We start from the raw sequence: 16,652 nt of genomic DNA, 5'->3' as shown, positions 1-16,652 counted from the left end.
CTTGTACGTCCCGGATGCTGTGTCTGTGTTGCAAGCGCGTAAGCGGTCGGAGTGATCGGTGGTGAAGGGCATCCAACGGTCTGATCCGCCGTCAGATATGATTTGGATCGGATGAAGCCGGGCGGTCTGCCCCCTGCGGATCAAGGACCCTGCCCGCGTTGATGCCGGTTTAATCGCCCCTGCGCGCATTTTGCCCATCGAAATTGCCCCACGACCCCTTATCTTAGGTAAGACAGGAGAGACCATGAAAAGACTTATCGCGTTTGTTTTCATAGCTATGGGGGCGTTCCCGGCCTTTGCCGAAGACACCACCCTGACCCCGGCGGACGAGTTGTTTGCAACGGCGGATGCGGAAGATTTGGCGCAATTCATCTGGACCAACCGGCCCATCGTGGTCTTTGCCGACAGCCCCGCCGACCCGCGATATGTGGAACAGGTCGCGCTCTTGCGCGCGCGGGCTGCTGATCTTCTGGAATATGACGTTGTCGTGCTGCTGGACACCGATCCCGCCGCCGCATCGCCGCTGCGCAAGAAGCTGCGGCCACGGGGATACATGATGGCAGTCGTGGACAAGAACGGCGATGTGCTGTTGCGCAAACCGTCGCCTTGGGATGTGCGCGAGATCACCCGCAGCATCGACAAGACACCGCTGCGCCAGCAGGAACTGCGCGGCGCGGTCCAGTCCGAAGGCTGAACCCGCCCCCGGACACAGGCCCGTGCGCGGGCGTTATGCGACGCAACACGGGCCATGTCGGTTTATTCGAACTCCATGATGACGTCGTCCACCGCAAGGCTGTCACCCTCGCTGGCGTTGACCTTGGCCACGGTGCCCGCCTTTTCCGCGCGCAGGATGTTTTCCATCTTCATCGCCTCGATGGTGCACAGGGCCTGACCCTCTTGCACCTGATCGCCTTCGGCCACGTTCAGCTTCACCACCAGACCCGGCATCGGGCACAGCAGCAGCTTTGACGTGTCAGCGGGCACTTTTTCGGGCATCAGACGGGCCAGTTCGGCCTGACGGGGCGTGCGCACATGCACCTTGAGGTCCGCGCCACGGGTGCGGATGCGGAAACCGCCACTGATCTTGCCGACCTTCAGCACCAAGGGCGCGTCGCCCACGGTCATCTTGGCCAGTTGGTCGCCGGGGGTCCAGTCGCCCTGAACCCGCAGACTGTCACCGCCGTCGAATGTCACGGTCGCACCGGTGCTGTCGGCGGCGCTGATGGTCACGTCAAAAGACGCGCCTTGCAGCGCCACGTTCCAGTCGGTGCCGACTTTTCGTTCGTGGTTGTCCATGCGGCCCGACACGCGCGCGCGCCGGATCTCGCTGATGCGGTTCATCGCGGCGGTGGCGGCGGCGATGCGTTTCAGGTCGTCCTCGGACAGTTCCACACCCTCGAAGCCTTCGGGATATTCCTCGGCGATAAAGGCGGTGGTCATCTCGCCCTTGATAAAGATCGGGTGGTCCATCACCGCAGAGAGGAACGGCAGGTTGTGCCCAATGCCTTCGACCTCGAAGCTGTCCAGCGCCACGCGCATGGCCTCGATTGCCTCGCCGCGGGTGGGGGCCCATGTGCACAGTTTGGCGATCATGGGGTCGTAATACATGCTGATCTCGCCGCCCTCGAAGACGCCGGTGTCGTTGCGCACGGCGACGGGGCCGGAGTCTGCATCACCCTGCCATTTGTCGTTGTCCAGCAGCGGGCCTGCGGCCACCTCGGCGGGCGGACGGTAGCGGGTCAGACGGCCAATCGACGGCAGGAAGCCGCGATAGGGGTCTTCGGCGTACAGGCGGTTTTCGATGGCCCAGCCGTTTAACTTCACGTCGTCCTGCGTGATCGTCAGCTTCTCGCCGTTGGCGACGCGGATCATCTGTTCGACCAGATCAACACCGGTGATCAGCTCGGTTACAGGGTGTTCCACCTGCAAGCGGGTGTTCATTTCGAGGAAATAGAAATTCTTGTCGCCATCAACGATGAATTCCACGGTGCCTGCGCTTGCGTAATTCACAGCCTGCGCCAGTGCCACGGCCTGTTCGCCCATCGCGCGGCGGGTTTTTTCGTCCAGGAAGGGGCTGGGCGCCTCTTCGACAACCTTCTGATTGCGGCGCTGGATCGAGCATTCGCGTTCGCCCAGATAGATGCCGTTGCCGTGGCTGTCGCACAGCACCTGGATTTCGATGTGGCGCGGTTGGGTTACGAATTTCTCGATGAAAATCCGGTCGTCGCCAAAGCTGTTGGCGGCCTCGTTCTTGGAGGACTGAAAGCCTTCGCGGGCCTCGTCGTCATTCCACGCGATGCGCATCCCCTTGCCACCGCCGCCCGCGCTGGCCTTGATCATCACCGGATAGCCGACGTCCGAGGCGATCTTGACCGCATGCTCCGCGTCGTCGATCAGCCCCATGTAGCCGGGAACCGTGCTGACGCCGGCCTCTTGGGCGATTTTCTTCGAGGTGATCTTGTCACCCATCTTTTCAATTGCCCCGACGGGGGGACCGACAAAGGCGACACCGGCCGCATCCAGCGCCTCGGCGAATTTGGAGTTCTCGGACAGGAAACCGTAACCGGGATGGACCGCCTCGGCGCCCGAGGACTTGATTGCCTCCATCACCTTGTCGATGACGATATAGGACTGGTTTGCAGGGGGCGGGCCGATGTGCACCGCCTCGTCCGCCATTTTCACATGCAGCGCGTTGCGGTCGGCGTCGGAATAGATGGCAACCGTCTGAATACCCATCTTGCGCGCAGTCTTGATGACGCGACAGGCGATTTCTCCGCGGTTGGCGATCAGGATCTTTTTGAACATTGCGGGTCCCTTAAGTTGTTTATGCCGAACGCAAAAAAACCGCCGTGCGAAAGCAGGGCGGTTGCAGCATTGGTTTGATTGTCAGATTGGATCAGGCGTGTGCGTGCAGAGGCATCGGAAACCCCTGCCCGCGCGCGCCGATCAGTTACATTTGTGCGGGTAGACTTGGCAATATGCGACGTTGCCCGCCACGCCGACAGCGGCACCCGTGAGTACGCTGCCCGATGTGACCGCAGCCGCGCCTGCGCCGACAGCGCCGCCGACCAAAGCCTGTTCACCGAGGGTATCGCCGCAAGCGGCCAGTCCTGCGCAAGCGATGCCTGCGATGATAATGGATTTAAGGGGCATGGTTTTTGTCCTTTTACTGCCAGATATGCCGACACAACGCATGACAGATTGATCGGTTCCGGCAATGTAAAAAGACATGAGGCCCCGACATGCGCCGGTTTCCGCCAATTTTGGCGCGCCGCGGAAAAGGCGGGCGGCGTCTGAAACTGTTCAGACCGCCGCCCGTAAGGGGAAGGGGTATGGAGATGGTGTTCAAGTGCTGCAAAAGAACGGGCTGCAGCACCCTGAGGTTGAACCTGACACAGGGCACGCACTGTCGCCAAGCGCCACGTTTGCGCGTCGGCCAATGCTTGCCGCAAGTTGGTCACCGACAGCAAAATCATGCCGAAGACCCGTCGAATGCTTCAGGAAAAGACGCCCGCGCGACAGCTTCGTCGATGATCAGCAGCGCCTCGTAGGATTCAGGGTCGAAATCATCGACCGCCGGGATCACCTCGCGGCCGAACAGCCACGACAGCCGCCCCGCGTCCAGGTTGCCACGTTCGAACGGGTCGTTTCCGAACTGCTCCCACAGCGCTTTCATAAAGCCCAGGTCGGCGCGACGGTCCGCAGGCTTGCGGTCACGCTTGCGCTCGCGGCGGATCAGCGGCGTGGCCCCCTTTGGGTTGGCACGACGCAGGGTGAACTGGAAATCGGTGCTGGCCAGACGACCGGGGAAACCGCGATGTTTCAGCATGGAACACCTCCATGTGACATCTGCGTGGCCAAGGTAGGGGCCAGAGCAGGCCCAAAGGCCTGCCCTGAATTGGTATTACTTGTATTTGCCGGTGTATGTAGGCTCGACCGAGATGGGCTCGGGATCGACCACGACAAATTCTTCGGCCTGCTGCTCGCGCGCACAGGCGGCAACAACGGCGGTAAGGCCGAACATTGCCAAAAGTATGATGTTCTTCGACATCTGTAGCTCCTGTTTGGTTGCACAAGGCGTTGCCCGCACGGATGCGCGGACCCTGCCTCAATAGAGGTAAGGGACCCAAAGGGTTTCCTTGGCGCAATCATATGAGATTCCACAGGTGAAAGATATCCGGTCTGCGACAAGCTGCCGCGCTGTGACTCCAAAGACGCAATTTTCCGCTCACATGAGGGGTGCGCCGCAAGATGTTGTGCAGGCATCAAAAAGCCTCCCAGATGCAGGTGTCATTTTCGATACGGAATGCATCAAAGAACTGGGTCGCGTCAGGATCGGGCTGTCCGAATTCGACCGCGCGATCGGCCAGCGAGATCACCACGATCTCTGGCGTCAACTCATATTCGGCGATGTAAGGAATGGCGGTCTTGGCGCACAGATCCTCGATGTCGGAGGCGCTGTCCGCATAGGTCATGGTCCCGCCCTCGCGCGCGATGGCAGGGGCCAGAAACCGGAAACGCAGGATGTTCGTGCCACTGGTGTCGTCGATCAACACCTCTTGCAGCTCGATCTTTTGCCCGGACGGCACGTCAAAGGCCCACAAGGGGCTGGCGGCCATCAACGCGGCGAATATGGCGGCACACCGCATCACGCCGCCCGTCCGTTCAGTGTTGGCGCAGCGCCTTGATCAGCTCGTCCTTGGTCATATCCGAACGCCCGTCGATCTCCAGTTCCTGCGCACGCGCGTACAAATCGTCCTTGGTCCAGTCCTCGTAGGGTGGCTGCTTGCCCCCCTTTTCGGACGGATGCTGTTCGCTGTTGGCCTGCGCATTTGCAATACGCGCGGCTTTTTCCTTCGACGCGCCGTCCTCGCGCAGCGCCTCGTAGGTGTCGTCGTCCTTGATGGACGGCCCGTGGTCCTTGGTCATGGCTTGCTCCTTTCGGAGCCAACGCGAACTGGTGCATCTGCGTTCCCTCGACGATCATAGCGGAATGTTGTCGTGTTTCTTCCACGGGTTCGTCAGCTTTTTCGTGCGCAGCGACGCGAACGCCTTGCTGATCCGCCGCCGGGTCGAATGAGGCATGATAACCTCGTCGATGAATCCGCGTTCGGCGGCGACAAAGGGGTTGGCAAAGCGTTCTTCGTAATCGGCGGTGTGTTTCGCGATTTTCTCGGCATTGCCCAGATCGCCGCGGTGGATGATCTCGGTCGCGCCCTTGGCCCCCATCACCGCAATCTCAGCTGTCGGCCAGGCATAGTTGAAATCACCCCGCAGGTGTTTGGACGCCATCACGTCATAGGCGCCACCGTAGGCCTTGCGGGTGATCACGGTAACCTTGGGCACGGTCGCTTCGCCATAGGCGAACAACAGTTTCGCGCCGTGCTTGATGACGCCGCCATATTCCTGGCCGGTGCCGGGCAGGAATCCGGGCACGTCAACCAGCGTCAGGATCGGAATTTCGAACGCATCGCAGAACCGCACGAACCGCGCGGCCTTGCGGCTGCTGTCGATGTCCAGACATCCCGCCAGCACCATCGGCTGGTTGGCGACCACGCCTACAGTCTGACCTTCAAGACGGATAAAGCCGGTGATGATGTTCTTGGCGAAATCTTCCTGAATCTCGAAAAAGTCGCCCTCGTCTGCGACTTTGTGGATCAGTTCCTTCATGTCGTAGGGGGTGTTGGCGTTTTCGGGGATCAGCGTATCAAGGCTGTCCTCGACACGGCCCGGCTCGTCAAAGAAGGGGCGCACGGGCGGTTTTTCGCGGTTGTTCAGGGGCAGGAAATCGACAAGGCGGCGAACTTCGGCCAGCGCCTCGACGTCGTTTTCAAAAGCGCCGTCCGCAACGCTGGATTTCTTGGTGTGGGTGGATGCCCCCCCCAGTTCCTCGGCGGTGACCTGTTCGTTGGTCACGGTTTTCACCACGTCGGGGCCGGTCACGAACATATAGGAGGTGTCGCGCACCATGAAGATAAAGTCGGTCATCGCAGGGGAATAGACAGCGCCACCGGCGCAAGGCCCCATGATCAGACTGATCTGCGGCACCACGCCCGAGGCCATGATGTTGCGCTGGAACACTTCGGCGTAGCCAGCCAGCGAAGCAACCCCTTCCTGAATGCGCGCGCCGCCGGAATCGTTGATGCCAATGACCGGCGCGCCGTTCTGGATCGCCATGTCCTGAATTTTGCAGATCTTCTGGGCGTGGGTTTCGGACAGCGAGCCGCCAAAGACGGTAAAGTCCTGACTGAACACATAGACCATACGACCGTTGATCGTGCCCCAGCCGGTGATGACACCGTCACCCGCAGGCTTTTGCTTTTCCATGCCAAAATCGGTGCAGCGGTGGGCCACGAACATGTCGAACTCTTCAAAGCTGTCTTCGTCCAGCAGCAATTCGATGCGCTCGCGGGCGGTCAGTTTGCCACGGCCGTGCTGTGCGTCGATGCGGGCTTGCCCGCCGCCCAGCCGCGCCTGTGCGCGACGGTCTTCCAGTTCGGTCAGAATGTCTTTCATGTCAGGCCCCTGTTTCGATTTGACACAGGGTATCAGGCCAAGGACGCGCGCAAAAGCATCTTGTGGAATATTTGCAAATTCTTTGCGATGTGACCTTTGCTAATTGCAAATCTGCAAAAACATACGCAAACGCATGGCAGCTATGCGCCAAACGCAATGGACACCGGTAGGGCCTCAATCTACCTTCCACCAATGCAACATATACCATCTGTGCGCTTTCTCAATCGCTCTACCCCGCCCCACCTTATGACCTTGATTATGCTTGCGGGCATGTCTGCGATGGTCATGAACATGTTCCTGCCGTCGCTGCCGAACATGACCGAGTATTTTCATACCGAATACAGGTTGATGCAGCTTTCGGTGGCCTTGTTCCTGGGGGTCAGCGCCATCCTGCAAATCTTGATCGGACCGATCTCGGACAGCATCGGACGCAGGCCTGTGCTGCTGGGCGGGCTGTCGTTGTTCCTGCTGGCGACGCTGGGCTGCATCTTTGCCCCCACCGCCCATGTCTTCCTGTTCTTTCGCATGTGCCAGGCGGTCAGCGCAGTGGCCATGGTGCTAAGCCGTGCGGTGATCCGCGATTTGTACGACCAGAACGAAAGCGCATCGATGATCGGCATCGTTACGATGTTCATGTCGGTCGTGCCGATGATCAGCCCGGCAATCGGTGGCCTGTTGGATGAACTGTTCGGCTGGCGTGCAAACTTCTGGGCATTTTTCATCATCGGCGGCATCACGCTGTGGGTCGTCTGGGCCGATCTGGGCGAGACAGCCACCAGCACGGGCAAATCGCTGGGCGCGCAGTTCCGGGAATATCCCGAACTGCTGCGCAGCCCGCGGTTCTGGGGCTATTCGCTGGCCTCTGCCTGCTGCTCGGGCTCCTTCTTTGCCTATCTGGGCGGCGCGCCCTTTGTCGGGTCTGTGTTGTTTCATATGTCGCCCTCCATGTTGGGGCTGGTTTTTGGCGCACCTGCGATCGGCTATATGACGGGCAACGCCATCACCGGCGCCTTTGCCACGCGGCTGGGCGTGAACCGGCTGGTATTGTACGGCTGCCTGTCCAATCTTTTCGGAGTTGCCGGATCTCTTGCGCTGTTCCTGATGGGCTATGGCAACCCGTGGTCGTTCTTTGGCATGATGATGTTCGTGGGTGTTGGCAACGGCCTGACGATCCCCAACGCCACTGCAGGCATGCTGTCGGTGCGCCCGCATCTGGCAGGCACAGCATCCGGTCTGGGCGGCGCAATCCAGATCGGTGGCGGGGCGATGCTGTCAGGGTTGGTGGGCACGCTGCTGACGCCCGAGTCTGGTGCCTTCCCACTGCTCTACATGATGTGCATCACGTCGGTCCTGGCCCTCGCGGCAATTTGCACGGTCTATTGGCGCGAACGCCAGCTTGCACCTCAGGTCTTGCCGGACTGACTTTGCAAAGCTAACGTAACTTTGTGCAAATTTGCAAAGGTACGCGTCCATGGCTCAACAGAAACTCTATGCCGGTGCCAAGCTGCGCGAAGTCCGCACGCGCATCGGCATGACGCAAAAGGACTTTGCCGCCAAACTGGGCGTGTCCCTGCCCTATTTGAACCAGATGGAGAACAACAACCGCCCCGTCAGCACGACGGTGGTTCTGGCGCTGGCACAGGAATTCGGGCTGGATGTCACCGAACTGAGCACAGGCGACAGCGAACGGTTGGTGTCCGACATGCGCGAGGCGCTGGCCGATCCGGTGTTTTCCGGCGATATGCCCCCCTTGGCCGACCTGCGGTTGGCCGCATCCAACGCGCCCGCGCTGGCCCATGCGTTTATCGCATTGCACCGCAGCTATCGGCAGACCCACGAGCGGCTGGCCTCGCTGGACGAAGCATTGGGCCGCGAGGATGCCCGTGCGCGACCAAGCCCGTGGGAAGAAGTGCGCGATTTCTTTCACTATTGTGACAACTACATAGACGCAGTCGACCGGGCAGCCGAGCATTTCGCCACCGCAAAGGGACGCCCCGGCAACATCCGTGTCTCGGTCGTGGCCGAGCTGGACCATGCGGGGGTAACGGTGCGCTTTGACGATATGGACCTGATCCGGTCCTATGATGCCAATACCAAGACCCTGCGCGTTTCGTCACGGCTCTCGCCCGAAACGCAGACCTTCCAGATGCTGCTGCAACTGGCGCTGGTGCGGCAGGATGCGCTGTTGGAGGCGACGCTGGATCTGGCGCGGTTCCAGTCGTCCGAGGCGCGGGCCATCGCCAAGATCGGGCTGGCCAACTATTTCGCCGGTGCCACGCTGATGCCCTATGGCCCGTTCCTGCAAGCGGCGCAGGACTGTCGCCACGATGTCGAAGTTCTGGCCAGCCGCTTTGGCGCATCCATCGAACAGGTGGTGCATCGCCTGTCCACGATGCAGCGGCCCGGCGCGAAAGGCATTCCGTTCTTTTTCGTGCGCGTCGATCAGGCGGGCACGATCACCAAACGCCATTCCGCCACGCGGTTGCAATTCGCGCGGTTCGGCGGGGCCTGTCCGCTGTGGAACGTGCACCGGGCGTTCGAACAGCCCGGACAGTTCCTGCGCCAGCTGGCAGAAACGCCGGACGGCGTGCGCTATCTCAGTCTCGCCCGCGACGTGTCGAAACCGGCGGGGCGGTTCGGCGCACCCGTGCGGCGCTTTGCCATCTCGTTCGGCTGCGAGATCAGCCATGCGCGCAATCTGGTCTATGCCGACGGGCTGGATCTGGGGCGAGGTGATGCTTTTGAACCCATCGGGATTTCCTGCCGGATCTGCGAGCGCAAACAGTGTCACCAGCGGTCGGTTCCCCCGCTTGAACGCAAGCTCAGCGTCGATCCCCACACGCGCGATGTGCTGCCCTATCAGGTGGGCTAGTGCACGCTATCGCTGGGCCGGCCGCCAACCGGCGACCCGCGCCGCTGCCGCCGAGCAGAACCAGCGTTCGCCGCGTGCAATGTCGATGCCGGTGCGGTCATAGAATTCCTGCCCCGGCACGTGAAAGATGCGCCCGTTCTTCGATATGTTGCCTTTGATCACGCAGGCCGGATCAGGGGCACTGCGCCCTTTGGTGCGCAAGGCGCGGAACTGCGCCGGGGATTGCACGCGCATGGCGTGCAGGCCACGATCGTTCACGGCGGCACCCTTTTCGTCCAGCACATAGGCCTCGGAATAGCGGGTGTAGGCAAAGGCCAGACCCAAGCTGACGATCTCCCGTCCAATATCCACGTCGCCCACCACACAGCTGGCCACGGTGCGGCCATAGCGGTCGATGTCTACCTGTTGGCAGCGGGCCAGACGGTTCTGAAACAATGAGCGCACCTGATCCGCCGCCCACCGCCCGCATTCAAAGGCCACCCCCTGAGCGGTCTGGCATTCCTGATTCAACTCGGGTGCGTCAATGCCATGCAGGCGCACGCGTGTCGTGCCAACGTCGATTGTATCGGCGTCGATCACCCGTACGGGACCGGAAAATTCCCCTGCCCCGGCCATGACAGGCAGGGACAGAAGAACAATGAGGGACCAAATTCTTAACATTCGGTTAATTAGTCGGGGCACGTGCCCCGCTTCAACCGAATTCGTCGCTAAAAGTTAACGCTGCTGCGTTTCCCAATTGGGATGTATCCAGGGTGCGTCATTCACCGCAGGCAGGCTGCGGCCAAGGATATGATCAGCCATTTTTTCGCCGGTCATGATGGACGGACCATTCAGGTTGCCGTTGGTAATTCGCGGAAAAATGCTGCTGTCCACCACGCGCAAGCCATCAACCCCGATCACGCGGCCCTGAGGATCAACCACGGCCATCGGGTCGTCGGCACTGCCCATCTTGCAAGTGCCGCAGGGATGATAGGCGCTTTCGACTTCGTCGCGGATGAAATCGTCCAGCTCGTCATCGGTTTGCACGTCGGCACCGGGCTGGATCTCGTGTTTGAAGTAGGGCTTGAACGCCTCCTGTGCGAAAATCTCGCGGGTCAGGCGGATGCAGGTGCGGAAATCCTCCCAATCCTGCGGGTCGGACATGTAGTTGAACAGGATGTTCGGCGCATCTTCCGGATTGGCCGAGGCCAGCGTGACCGCCCCGCGCGAGGCCGAGCGCATGGGGCCGACGTGGGCCTGATAGCCGTGGCCTTCGGCTGCGGCCTTGCCGTCATAGCGCACGGCCATGGGCAGGAAATGATACTGGATGTCGGGATATTGCACGCCCGCCTTGCTGCGGATAAAGGCGGCGCTTTCAAACTGGTTGGACGTGCCCAGCCCGGTCTTCGAGAGCAACCACTGCGCGCCGATCCGCGCCTTGGAGAACAGGTTCCAATAGCGGTACAGCGTGATTTTCTTGAGCGAGGCGACTTGCAGGTACAGTTCCAGATGGTCTTGCAGGTTCTGGCCCACGCCCGCGCGGTCGGCGACCACGTCTATGCCGTGTTCGGCCAGATGGGCGGCGGGGCCGATGCCCGACAGCATCAGGATCTTGGGCGAGTTGATGGACGAGGCGGCGATGATCACCTCGCGGCCTGCGCGCACGATCTCGCCACCGGCCAGTTGCAGGCCGACGGCGCGCCCCTCTTCCATCACCACCTTTTCCACCAGCCCGCGCCGCAGCGTGCAATGTTCGTGTTTCAGCGCAGGCCGCAGATAGGCGTTGGCGGCGGACCAGCGGCGGCCCTTCCACACGGTCTGTTCCATGGGGCCAAAGCCCTCTTGTTTCTCGCCGTTGTAGTCGTCGGTCACCTCGTAGCCTGCCTGCCGTCCCGCATCGACAAAAGCCTGGAACAGCGGGTTCTTACGCGGGCCGCGCGCGACATGCAGCGGGCCGTCGTTGCCGCGCCATGCGGGGTCGCCCCCGTGGCCGTTGGCATGCCAGTTTTCCATGCGTTTGAAATAGGGCAACACATCGGCATAGCCCCAGCCCTCGGCCCCGCTGTCGCGCCAGTGGTCATAGTCCATCGCGTGACCGCGCACATAGACCATGCCGTTGATGCTGGACGACCCGCCGATGACCTTGCCGCGCGGCGTTGCCAGACGGCGACCGTTCAGGTGCGGTTCGGGCTGGGATTGAAAGCCCCAGTCGTACATCGACATGTTCATCGGATAGCTGAGCGCCGCGGGCATCTGGATGAACGGCCCCGCATCGGTGCCGCCATGTTCGATGACCAGCACGGATTTGCCCGCCTCGGCCAGACGGTAGGCGACAGCACAACCTGCGCTGCCTGCCCCGACGATGATGTAATCAGCTGTCATCAGAAGGGAGCCTCCATATCGTCCATGCGGACGAAAACCGATTTGACCTGTGAATAATGCTCGATTGCCGCCTTGGAGTTTTCGCGGCCCACACCCGACGCCTTGACCCCGCCAAAGGGTGCCTCGACCGGCGCGTCGTTGTAGGTGTTGATGAAACAGGTGCCTGCCTCGAACCCGGCGGCGACGCGGTGGGCGCGGGTCAGGTCGTTGGTGAACACCCCGGCGGCCAGGCCGAATTCGGTGTCGTTGGCGCGGGCCATCACTTCGGCCTCGTCGTCGAAATCCAGCACCGCCATGACGGGGCCAAAGATTTCCTCACGGGCGATGGCCATGTCATCGGTGACGTCCGCAAAGACAGTGGGCTGGATCCAGAAACCGGGCTGGTCGATGCGGTCGCCGCCATAGGCCAGACGCGCGCCTTCGGCCTTGCCCTTGGCGATATAGCCGTCCACGATGTCGATCTGGCGCTGGCTGACCATCGGACCAAAGCTGGTGTCAGGGTCCATCGGGTCACCGATCACCGCGTTGTCCAGACGCTCAGCCAGACGTTTCAGAAACGCCTCTTTGATGCCTTTCTGGACGAACACGCGGGTGCCGTTGGAGCAGACCTGCCCCGTGGAATAGAAGTTGGCCATGATCGCGCCGCTGACGGCGTTTTCAAGGTTGGCGTCGTCAAAGATAACCAAGGGCGACTTGCCGCCCAGCTCCATGGTCACATGTTTCATGCCAGCGGCAGCGGCGGAATAGACCTTGCGGCCCGTGGGCACCGATCCGGTCAGCGACACCTTGTCGACGCGCGGGTCGACCACCAGTGCGGCCCCCACATCGCCCAAGCCTTGAACAACGTTATAGAGGCCCGCAGGCAGGCCCGCCTCGTGCAATATCTCGGCCACTTTCAGCGCCGAAAGCGGCGTGGTTTCGGACGGTTTGAACACCATCGCATTGCCGCAGGCCAGCGCCGGTGCGCCCTTCCAGCAGGCGATTTGCGTTGGGTAGTTCCACGCGCCAATGCCCACGCAAACGCCCAGCGCCTCGCGGATGGTATAGACCCAGTTGCCCCCACCCAGTGCGATATGCTCGCCCGTCAGGCTGGCGGCCAGACCGCCGAAATACTCCAGTGCATCGGCTCCGCTGGTGGCATCGGCCACGGATGTTTCCTGATAGGGTTTGCCGGTGTCATAGGTTTCCAGAATGCTCAGGTCGTGGTTGCGTTCGCGGATCATGTCGGCAGCGCGGCGCAGGATGCGGCCACGTTCGGTGCCGGACATGGCCGCCCATGCGGGTTGCGCGGCCCGCGCGGCGTCCAGCGCCTGATTGATAATGTCGGGGGTCGCCGAATGCATTTTTGCAATTACCTCGCCAGTGGCGGGATAGATCACGTCAAAAGCTTCACCACCGGTGTCTTCGACGTATTGGCCGTTGATGAAATGGCTGGCGGCGGGTTGGGTTTGCATTCGGAGCCTCTTGGGAAAATGGGCAGCCCGGCCCGCATCACGCAGGCCGGACCACCGTTGGGGTTCGGGTTATTCAGCCGGAAGCGGCCGGGTTTTGGTCATGTCCGAAATCGCCTCACGCTTGCCGATCACATAGGCAATGCAGGCGACATAAAGACAGATCACCACGGTGCCGACCCACTGGATCTGCAGCCACTGGCTTTGGAACAGCAGGGTCAGCACGAACAGCAGGGCGGCGTTGCCCAGCACATATTGCACCTTGCCATAGCGGTCTGTGGTCAGGTTCAGGTTGTCGGTGTACAGCCGGATCAACGAGTCAAACGAGTTGATCACGAACAGGATGCCCACCACGGTCATCGACCAGTTGACCAGTCCGGTCATGTCGATGGCGTTCTGGTGGTAGTAGTAGGCAACCGAGAACCAGATCACGAGCGGGATCGACGGGAACACCAGCAAGGACGCCAGCAGTTGCCATGTCTTCAGCCCTCCGACAAAGCGCGAGGTGAACTGACCGATCATGATCGACCACGCGAACCACCAGAACAGGTAGAACTCGTGGTATTCGGTCAGCGGGATCACGAACTTGTGGATGTTGCCGAAATAGCCGCCCACAAGGCTGACGGTATCGACGAACTCGCCGCCCGACATGCCTGCGTTGATCCACATGCCGATGATCAGCGCAAAGAAGACCAGCGTGGAGCCGACCGACAGGAACTTGACGTATTTGATGTCTGTGGACGAATAGGACGCCGTCAGGATCACAAGGAAACAGATCACGTAGAACGCCGGGATCACCGTTTCGCCATCGCCCATTTCGGGGATGTAATAGGGCATGTAGATCAGGAACAGCGCGCCTGTGAATGCACAGGTGGTGATGATGACCAGGTTGTTGATCAGCTTGACAATGCCATGGTCAAAGAATTTCACGCGCGGTTCGATGGCGCAGAAATAGAAGGCTGTCAGAAAGTAGAACGCCCAGATCAGAAAACCCCAGAACCCGAATTCCAGCGCCAGCGGGTTGGTGAACCCATAAGCCGGTTCGGTCGCCACATCCGCATACAGCGGAAAGTCAAAGGCGATGGGGAACATGATCAGGCCCACGTCCAGACCGGACGTAAACAGGATCGCGATAAAGGTGAACAGGCCGACGGGGTCAGGCCCCACCAGCCGCAGGTTCCACCATTTGATGGTGCAGAAGATCACCAGCGCGAACGCCAGCAGAACTCCGAATGAGATGATATAGGTTAGCATTGGTCCCTCCGTGTTGGCCCTTTGGGCCTTGATGTGCGTGCCGTCAGCTTATTCTCTTCCGACGTTTCACGCTACAACGCAGCGGTTTCACTCGCCGCGCGGATATCTTGCGTTTTCTTCGACCACATTCAGGTCCATGTGGTTGCGCATGTAGCGTTCCGATGCCTTTTGAAGCGGTTGGTAATCCCACGGGTAATAGCCGCCCTGGCGCAGTGCTTCGTAGACCACCCAGCGGCGGGCCTGGCTGATGCGCACTTCGGCGTCGAACCGGTCCAGGTCCCAGCGCGCGTCGGCCTGCGCGCGGAAATCGGCGAGCGTTTCGGCATGGGCCGGGTCATCGGCCAGATTGGTCAGCTCATGCGGGTCGGCATCCAGATCGAACAGCTGGTCGGGGTCCAGCGCGCAGCGGTTGTATTTCCACTTGCCCGACCGCAGCGACACCATCGGCGCATAGGACGCCTCTGCGGCATATTCCATCGCAACGGGTTCGGTGCGCGTGGTCCCCTGCCCTTGCGGCACAAGGCTGCTGCCGGTGGTCCATGGAGCCACCTCGGACATGCTGACACCCGCCAGATCGCATAAGGTGGGGCAGACGTCGATGTTGCTGACGGGTTCGGTCACCAGCCCTGGCTGCATCTGCGGCGCGCTGATCATCAGCGGCACGCGCGACGCCCCTTCATAGAAGGACATCTTGAACCACAGGCCACGGTCGCCCAGCATATCGCCGTGATCGGACACGAACAGGATGATCGCCTCTTGGCGGGTGCCTTCCAGCGCTTCCAGCACTTCGCCGATCTTGTCGTCCAGATAGCTGATGTTGGCGAAATAGGCGCGGCGCGAGCGGCGCACGTCGTCGTCCGAGATGTCAAAGCTGCGCCAGTCGTTGGCGTCGAAAATGCGTTTGGAATGGGGGTCTTGATCGTCATAAGGGATCGGCGCGACCTGCGGCATCAGGTGCTCGCAATCTTCGTACAGATCCCAGTATTTCTTGCGCGCGACGTAAGGATCGTGCGGGTGGGTAAAGCTGACGGTCAGGCACCACGGGCGCGGGTCATGACGGCGGCCCAGATCATAAACCTTGCGGGTGGCGTGATAGGCGACCTCGTCGTCATATTCCATCTGGTTGGTGATCTCGGCCACGCCCGACCCGGTGACCGAGCCCATGTTGTGATACCACCATTCGATCCGCTCGCCCGGCTTGCGATAGTCGGGGGTCCAGCCGAAATCAGGCGGGTAGACATCGGTTGTCAGACGCTCCTCGAAGCCGTGCAGCTGGTCGGGACCGACAAAGTGCATCTTGCCCGACAGGCACGTGTGATAGCCCGCGCGGCGCAGGTGGTGCGCATAGGTGGGAATGGACGAGGCGAATTCAGCCGCATTGTCATAGACACCCGTGGCACTGGGCAATTGCCCCGACATGAACGCCGCCCGACCCGGCGCGCACAAGGGCGACGCGGTATAGGCATTGCGGAACCGGGTGCTGCGGGCGGCCAGCTTCTTGATGTTGGGCGCATGCAGCCAGTCGGCCGGGCCGTCAGGGAACAGCGTGCCGTTCAACTGGTCGACCATGAAGATCAGGATGTTGGGCTGTTTGGCCGGAGTGTCAGTCATGATTGCCTCTGGATCAAAGTGTTCAGGGTGCGCAGGGCTGCGTCGCAGGCGTCGTGATCGTCGCGTCCCGACAGCGCTGCGCGCAAATACAGACCGTCGATCAGGGCCGCCATGGTTTCGGCGTCGTTCACCGGATCGGCGCTGACCCCGCGCAGGGCATGGGTCAGGTTCGAGCGCAACCGCCGCTGGTACAGATGCAGCAGTCGCAGGGTTTCAGGATGCGACGCGGCGCGCCCGTAAAAGGTCATCCACGCGCTGATGGTGGCGGGGGCAAAGCACGACTGGGCAAAGCTGCCGCGCACGATGGCTGCGGCCCGGTCAGCGTGGCTGGTGGCCTTGGCCAAAGCGGCGCGCACTTCGGTGGCGTATTCGGTCAGGATGTGGCGCATGGCAGCCAGAAAAATCTGGTCCTTGCCGCCGAAATAATGATGCGCCAGTGCCGTGGACATGCCCGCACGACGCGCGATCTGGCCCACGGTCACATCCAGCGACCCCGCGGCTCCGATTTCGGCGATGGTCGCCTGCACCAGTGCGGATCGTCTGATCGGTTCCATTCCCACTTTGGGCACGGCCATATCCCCCATATT

Annotated in this window: 16 protein-coding genes; 3 read left to right on the top strand and 13 right to left on the bottom strand. The window is 61.2% G+C overall.

The annotated features are described in order from the left end of the window. Nucleotides 1-244: 244 nt before the first annotated feature. Nucleotides 245-694 carry a DUF4174 domain-containing protein gene (locus BUC08_RS00285; RefSeq protein ID WP_037921775.1) on the top strand — a complete coding sequence of 150 codons (450 nt, stop codon included), beginning with the start codon at nucleotides 245-247 and terminating at the stop codon, nucleotides 692-694. Between the two features lie 62 nt (nucleotides 695-756). On the opposite strand, the gene BUC08_RS00280 is transcribed toward BUC08_RS00285, so the two are convergent. The 7 genes from BUC08_RS00280 to BUC08_RS00255 all read right to left on the bottom strand — a co-directional run bounded on the left by BUC08_RS00280 (nucleotide 757) and on the right by BUC08_RS00255 (nucleotide 6,516). Next, entirely contained in the window at nucleotides 757-2,805 is a 2,049-nt protein-coding gene (locus tag BUC08_RS00280) for an acetyl-CoA carboxylase biotin carboxylase subunit (RefSeq protein WP_037921777.1), read from the bottom strand. 141 nt (nucleotides 2,806-2,946) lie between these two features. Next, the gene (locus BUC08_RS00275) at nucleotides 2,947-3,153 is read right to left on the bottom strand and encodes a hypothetical protein (protein ID WP_028955850.1); all 207 of its coding nucleotides are present in this window, start codon (nucleotides 3,151-3,153) and stop codon (nucleotides 2,947-2,949) included. Nucleotides 3,154-3,472: 319 nt separating this feature from the next. Then, entirely contained in the window at nucleotides 3,473-3,829 is a 357-nt protein-coding gene (locus BUC08_RS00270) for a hypothetical protein (protein ID WP_037921779.1), read from the bottom strand. 75 nt (nucleotides 3,830-3,904) lie between these two features. Next, the gene (locus BUC08_RS24730) at nucleotides 3,905-4,051 is read right to left on the bottom strand and encodes a hypothetical protein (RefSeq protein ID WP_169741844.1); all 147 of its coding nucleotides are present in this window, start codon (nucleotides 4,049-4,051) and stop codon (nucleotides 3,905-3,907) included. Nucleotides 4,052-4,265: 214 nt separating this feature from the next. Next, nucleotides 4,266-4,649, bottom strand: coding sequence for a DUF6497 family protein (locus BUC08_RS00265; RefSeq protein WP_037921783.1), 384 nt, complete (start codon nucleotides 4,647-4,649; stop codon nucleotides 4,266-4,268). A gap of 16 nt (nucleotides 4,650-4,665) precedes the next feature. After that, nucleotides 4,666-4,929 carry a DUF7218 family protein gene (locus BUC08_RS00260; protein ID WP_037921785.1) on the bottom strand — a complete coding sequence of 88 codons (264 nt, stop codon included), beginning with the start codon at nucleotides 4,927-4,929 and terminating at the stop codon, nucleotides 4,666-4,668. Nucleotides 4,930-4,983: 54 nt separating this feature from the next. After that, nucleotides 4,984-6,516 carry an acyl-CoA carboxylase subunit beta gene (locus BUC08_RS00255; protein ID WP_037921787.1) on the bottom strand — a complete coding sequence of 511 codons (1,533 nt, stop codon included), beginning with the start codon at nucleotides 6,514-6,516 and terminating at the stop codon, nucleotides 4,984-4,986. A 192-nt stretch (nucleotides 6,517-6,708) separates the two neighbouring features. Here BUC08_RS00255 and BUC08_RS00250 point away from each other — a divergent pair, with 192 nt between their 5' ends. Further along, nucleotides 6,709-7,938, top strand: coding sequence for a multidrug effflux MFS transporter (locus tag BUC08_RS00250; protein ID WP_037921789.1), 1,230 nt, complete (start codon nucleotides 6,709-6,711; stop codon nucleotides 7,936-7,938). A gap of 49 nt (nucleotides 7,939-7,987) precedes the next feature. Next, entirely contained in the window at nucleotides 7,988-9,388 is a 1,401-nt protein-coding gene (locus BUC08_RS00245; RefSeq protein ID WP_037921792.1) for a helix-turn-helix domain-containing protein, read from the top strand. 6 nt (nucleotides 9,389-9,394) lie between these two features. Here the strand turns inward: BUC08_RS00245 and BUC08_RS00240 are convergent, their stop codons facing one another. The 6 genes from BUC08_RS00240 to betI all read right to left on the bottom strand — a co-directional run bounded on the left by BUC08_RS00240 (nucleotide 9,395) and on the right by betI (nucleotide 16,634). Continuing rightward, the gene (locus BUC08_RS00240) at nucleotides 9,395-10,003 is read right to left on the bottom strand and encodes a thermonuclease family protein (RefSeq protein ID WP_318173667.1); all 609 of its coding nucleotides are present in this window, start codon (nucleotides 10,001-10,003) and stop codon (nucleotides 9,395-9,397) included. A gap of 99 nt (nucleotides 10,004-10,102) precedes the next feature. Then, nucleotides 10,103-11,749 carry a choline dehydrogenase gene (gene betA, locus BUC08_RS00235; protein WP_037921797.1) on the bottom strand — a complete coding sequence of 549 codons (1,647 nt, stop codon included), beginning with the start codon at nucleotides 11,747-11,749 and terminating at the stop codon, nucleotides 10,103-10,105. Then, nucleotides 11,749-13,203, bottom strand: a complete 1,455-nt coding sequence (betB, locus tag BUC08_RS00230; protein WP_037921799.1) for a betaine-aldehyde dehydrogenase — start codon at nucleotides 13,201-13,203, stop codon at nucleotides 11,749-11,751. The genes betA and betB overlap by 1 nt, the downstream gene beginning before the upstream one ends. 69 nt (nucleotides 13,204-13,272) lie before the next feature. Next, on the bottom strand, nucleotides 13,273-14,454 hold the full coding sequence (locus tag BUC08_RS00225; RefSeq protein ID WP_037921801.1) for a choline transporter: 1,182 nt from the start codon (nucleotides 14,452-14,454) through the stop codon (nucleotides 13,273-13,275). An 87-nt stretch (nucleotides 14,455-14,541) separates the two neighbouring features. Next, a complete protein-coding gene (gene betC, locus BUC08_RS00220; protein ID WP_037921804.1) occupies nucleotides 14,542-16,065 on the bottom strand; it encodes a choline-sulfatase in 1,524 nt (507 codons plus the stop codon). Continuing rightward, nucleotides 16,062-16,634, bottom strand: coding sequence for a choline-binding transcriptional repressor BetI (gene betI, locus BUC08_RS00215; RefSeq protein ID WP_037922210.1), 573 nt, complete (start codon nucleotides 16,632-16,634; stop codon nucleotides 16,062-16,064). The genes betC and betI overlap by 4 nt, the downstream gene beginning before the upstream one ends. Nucleotides 16,635-16,652: the final 18 nt, after the last annotated feature.

Source organism: Pseudosulfitobacter pseudonitzschiae (genome assembly GCF_900129395.1).
GTDB classification, from domain to species: Bacteria; Pseudomonadota; Alphaproteobacteria; order Rhodobacterales; family Rhodobacteraceae; genus Pseudosulfitobacter; species Pseudosulfitobacter pseudonitzschiae.
This window is presented reverse-complemented; position numbering and strand designations above follow the sequence as displayed.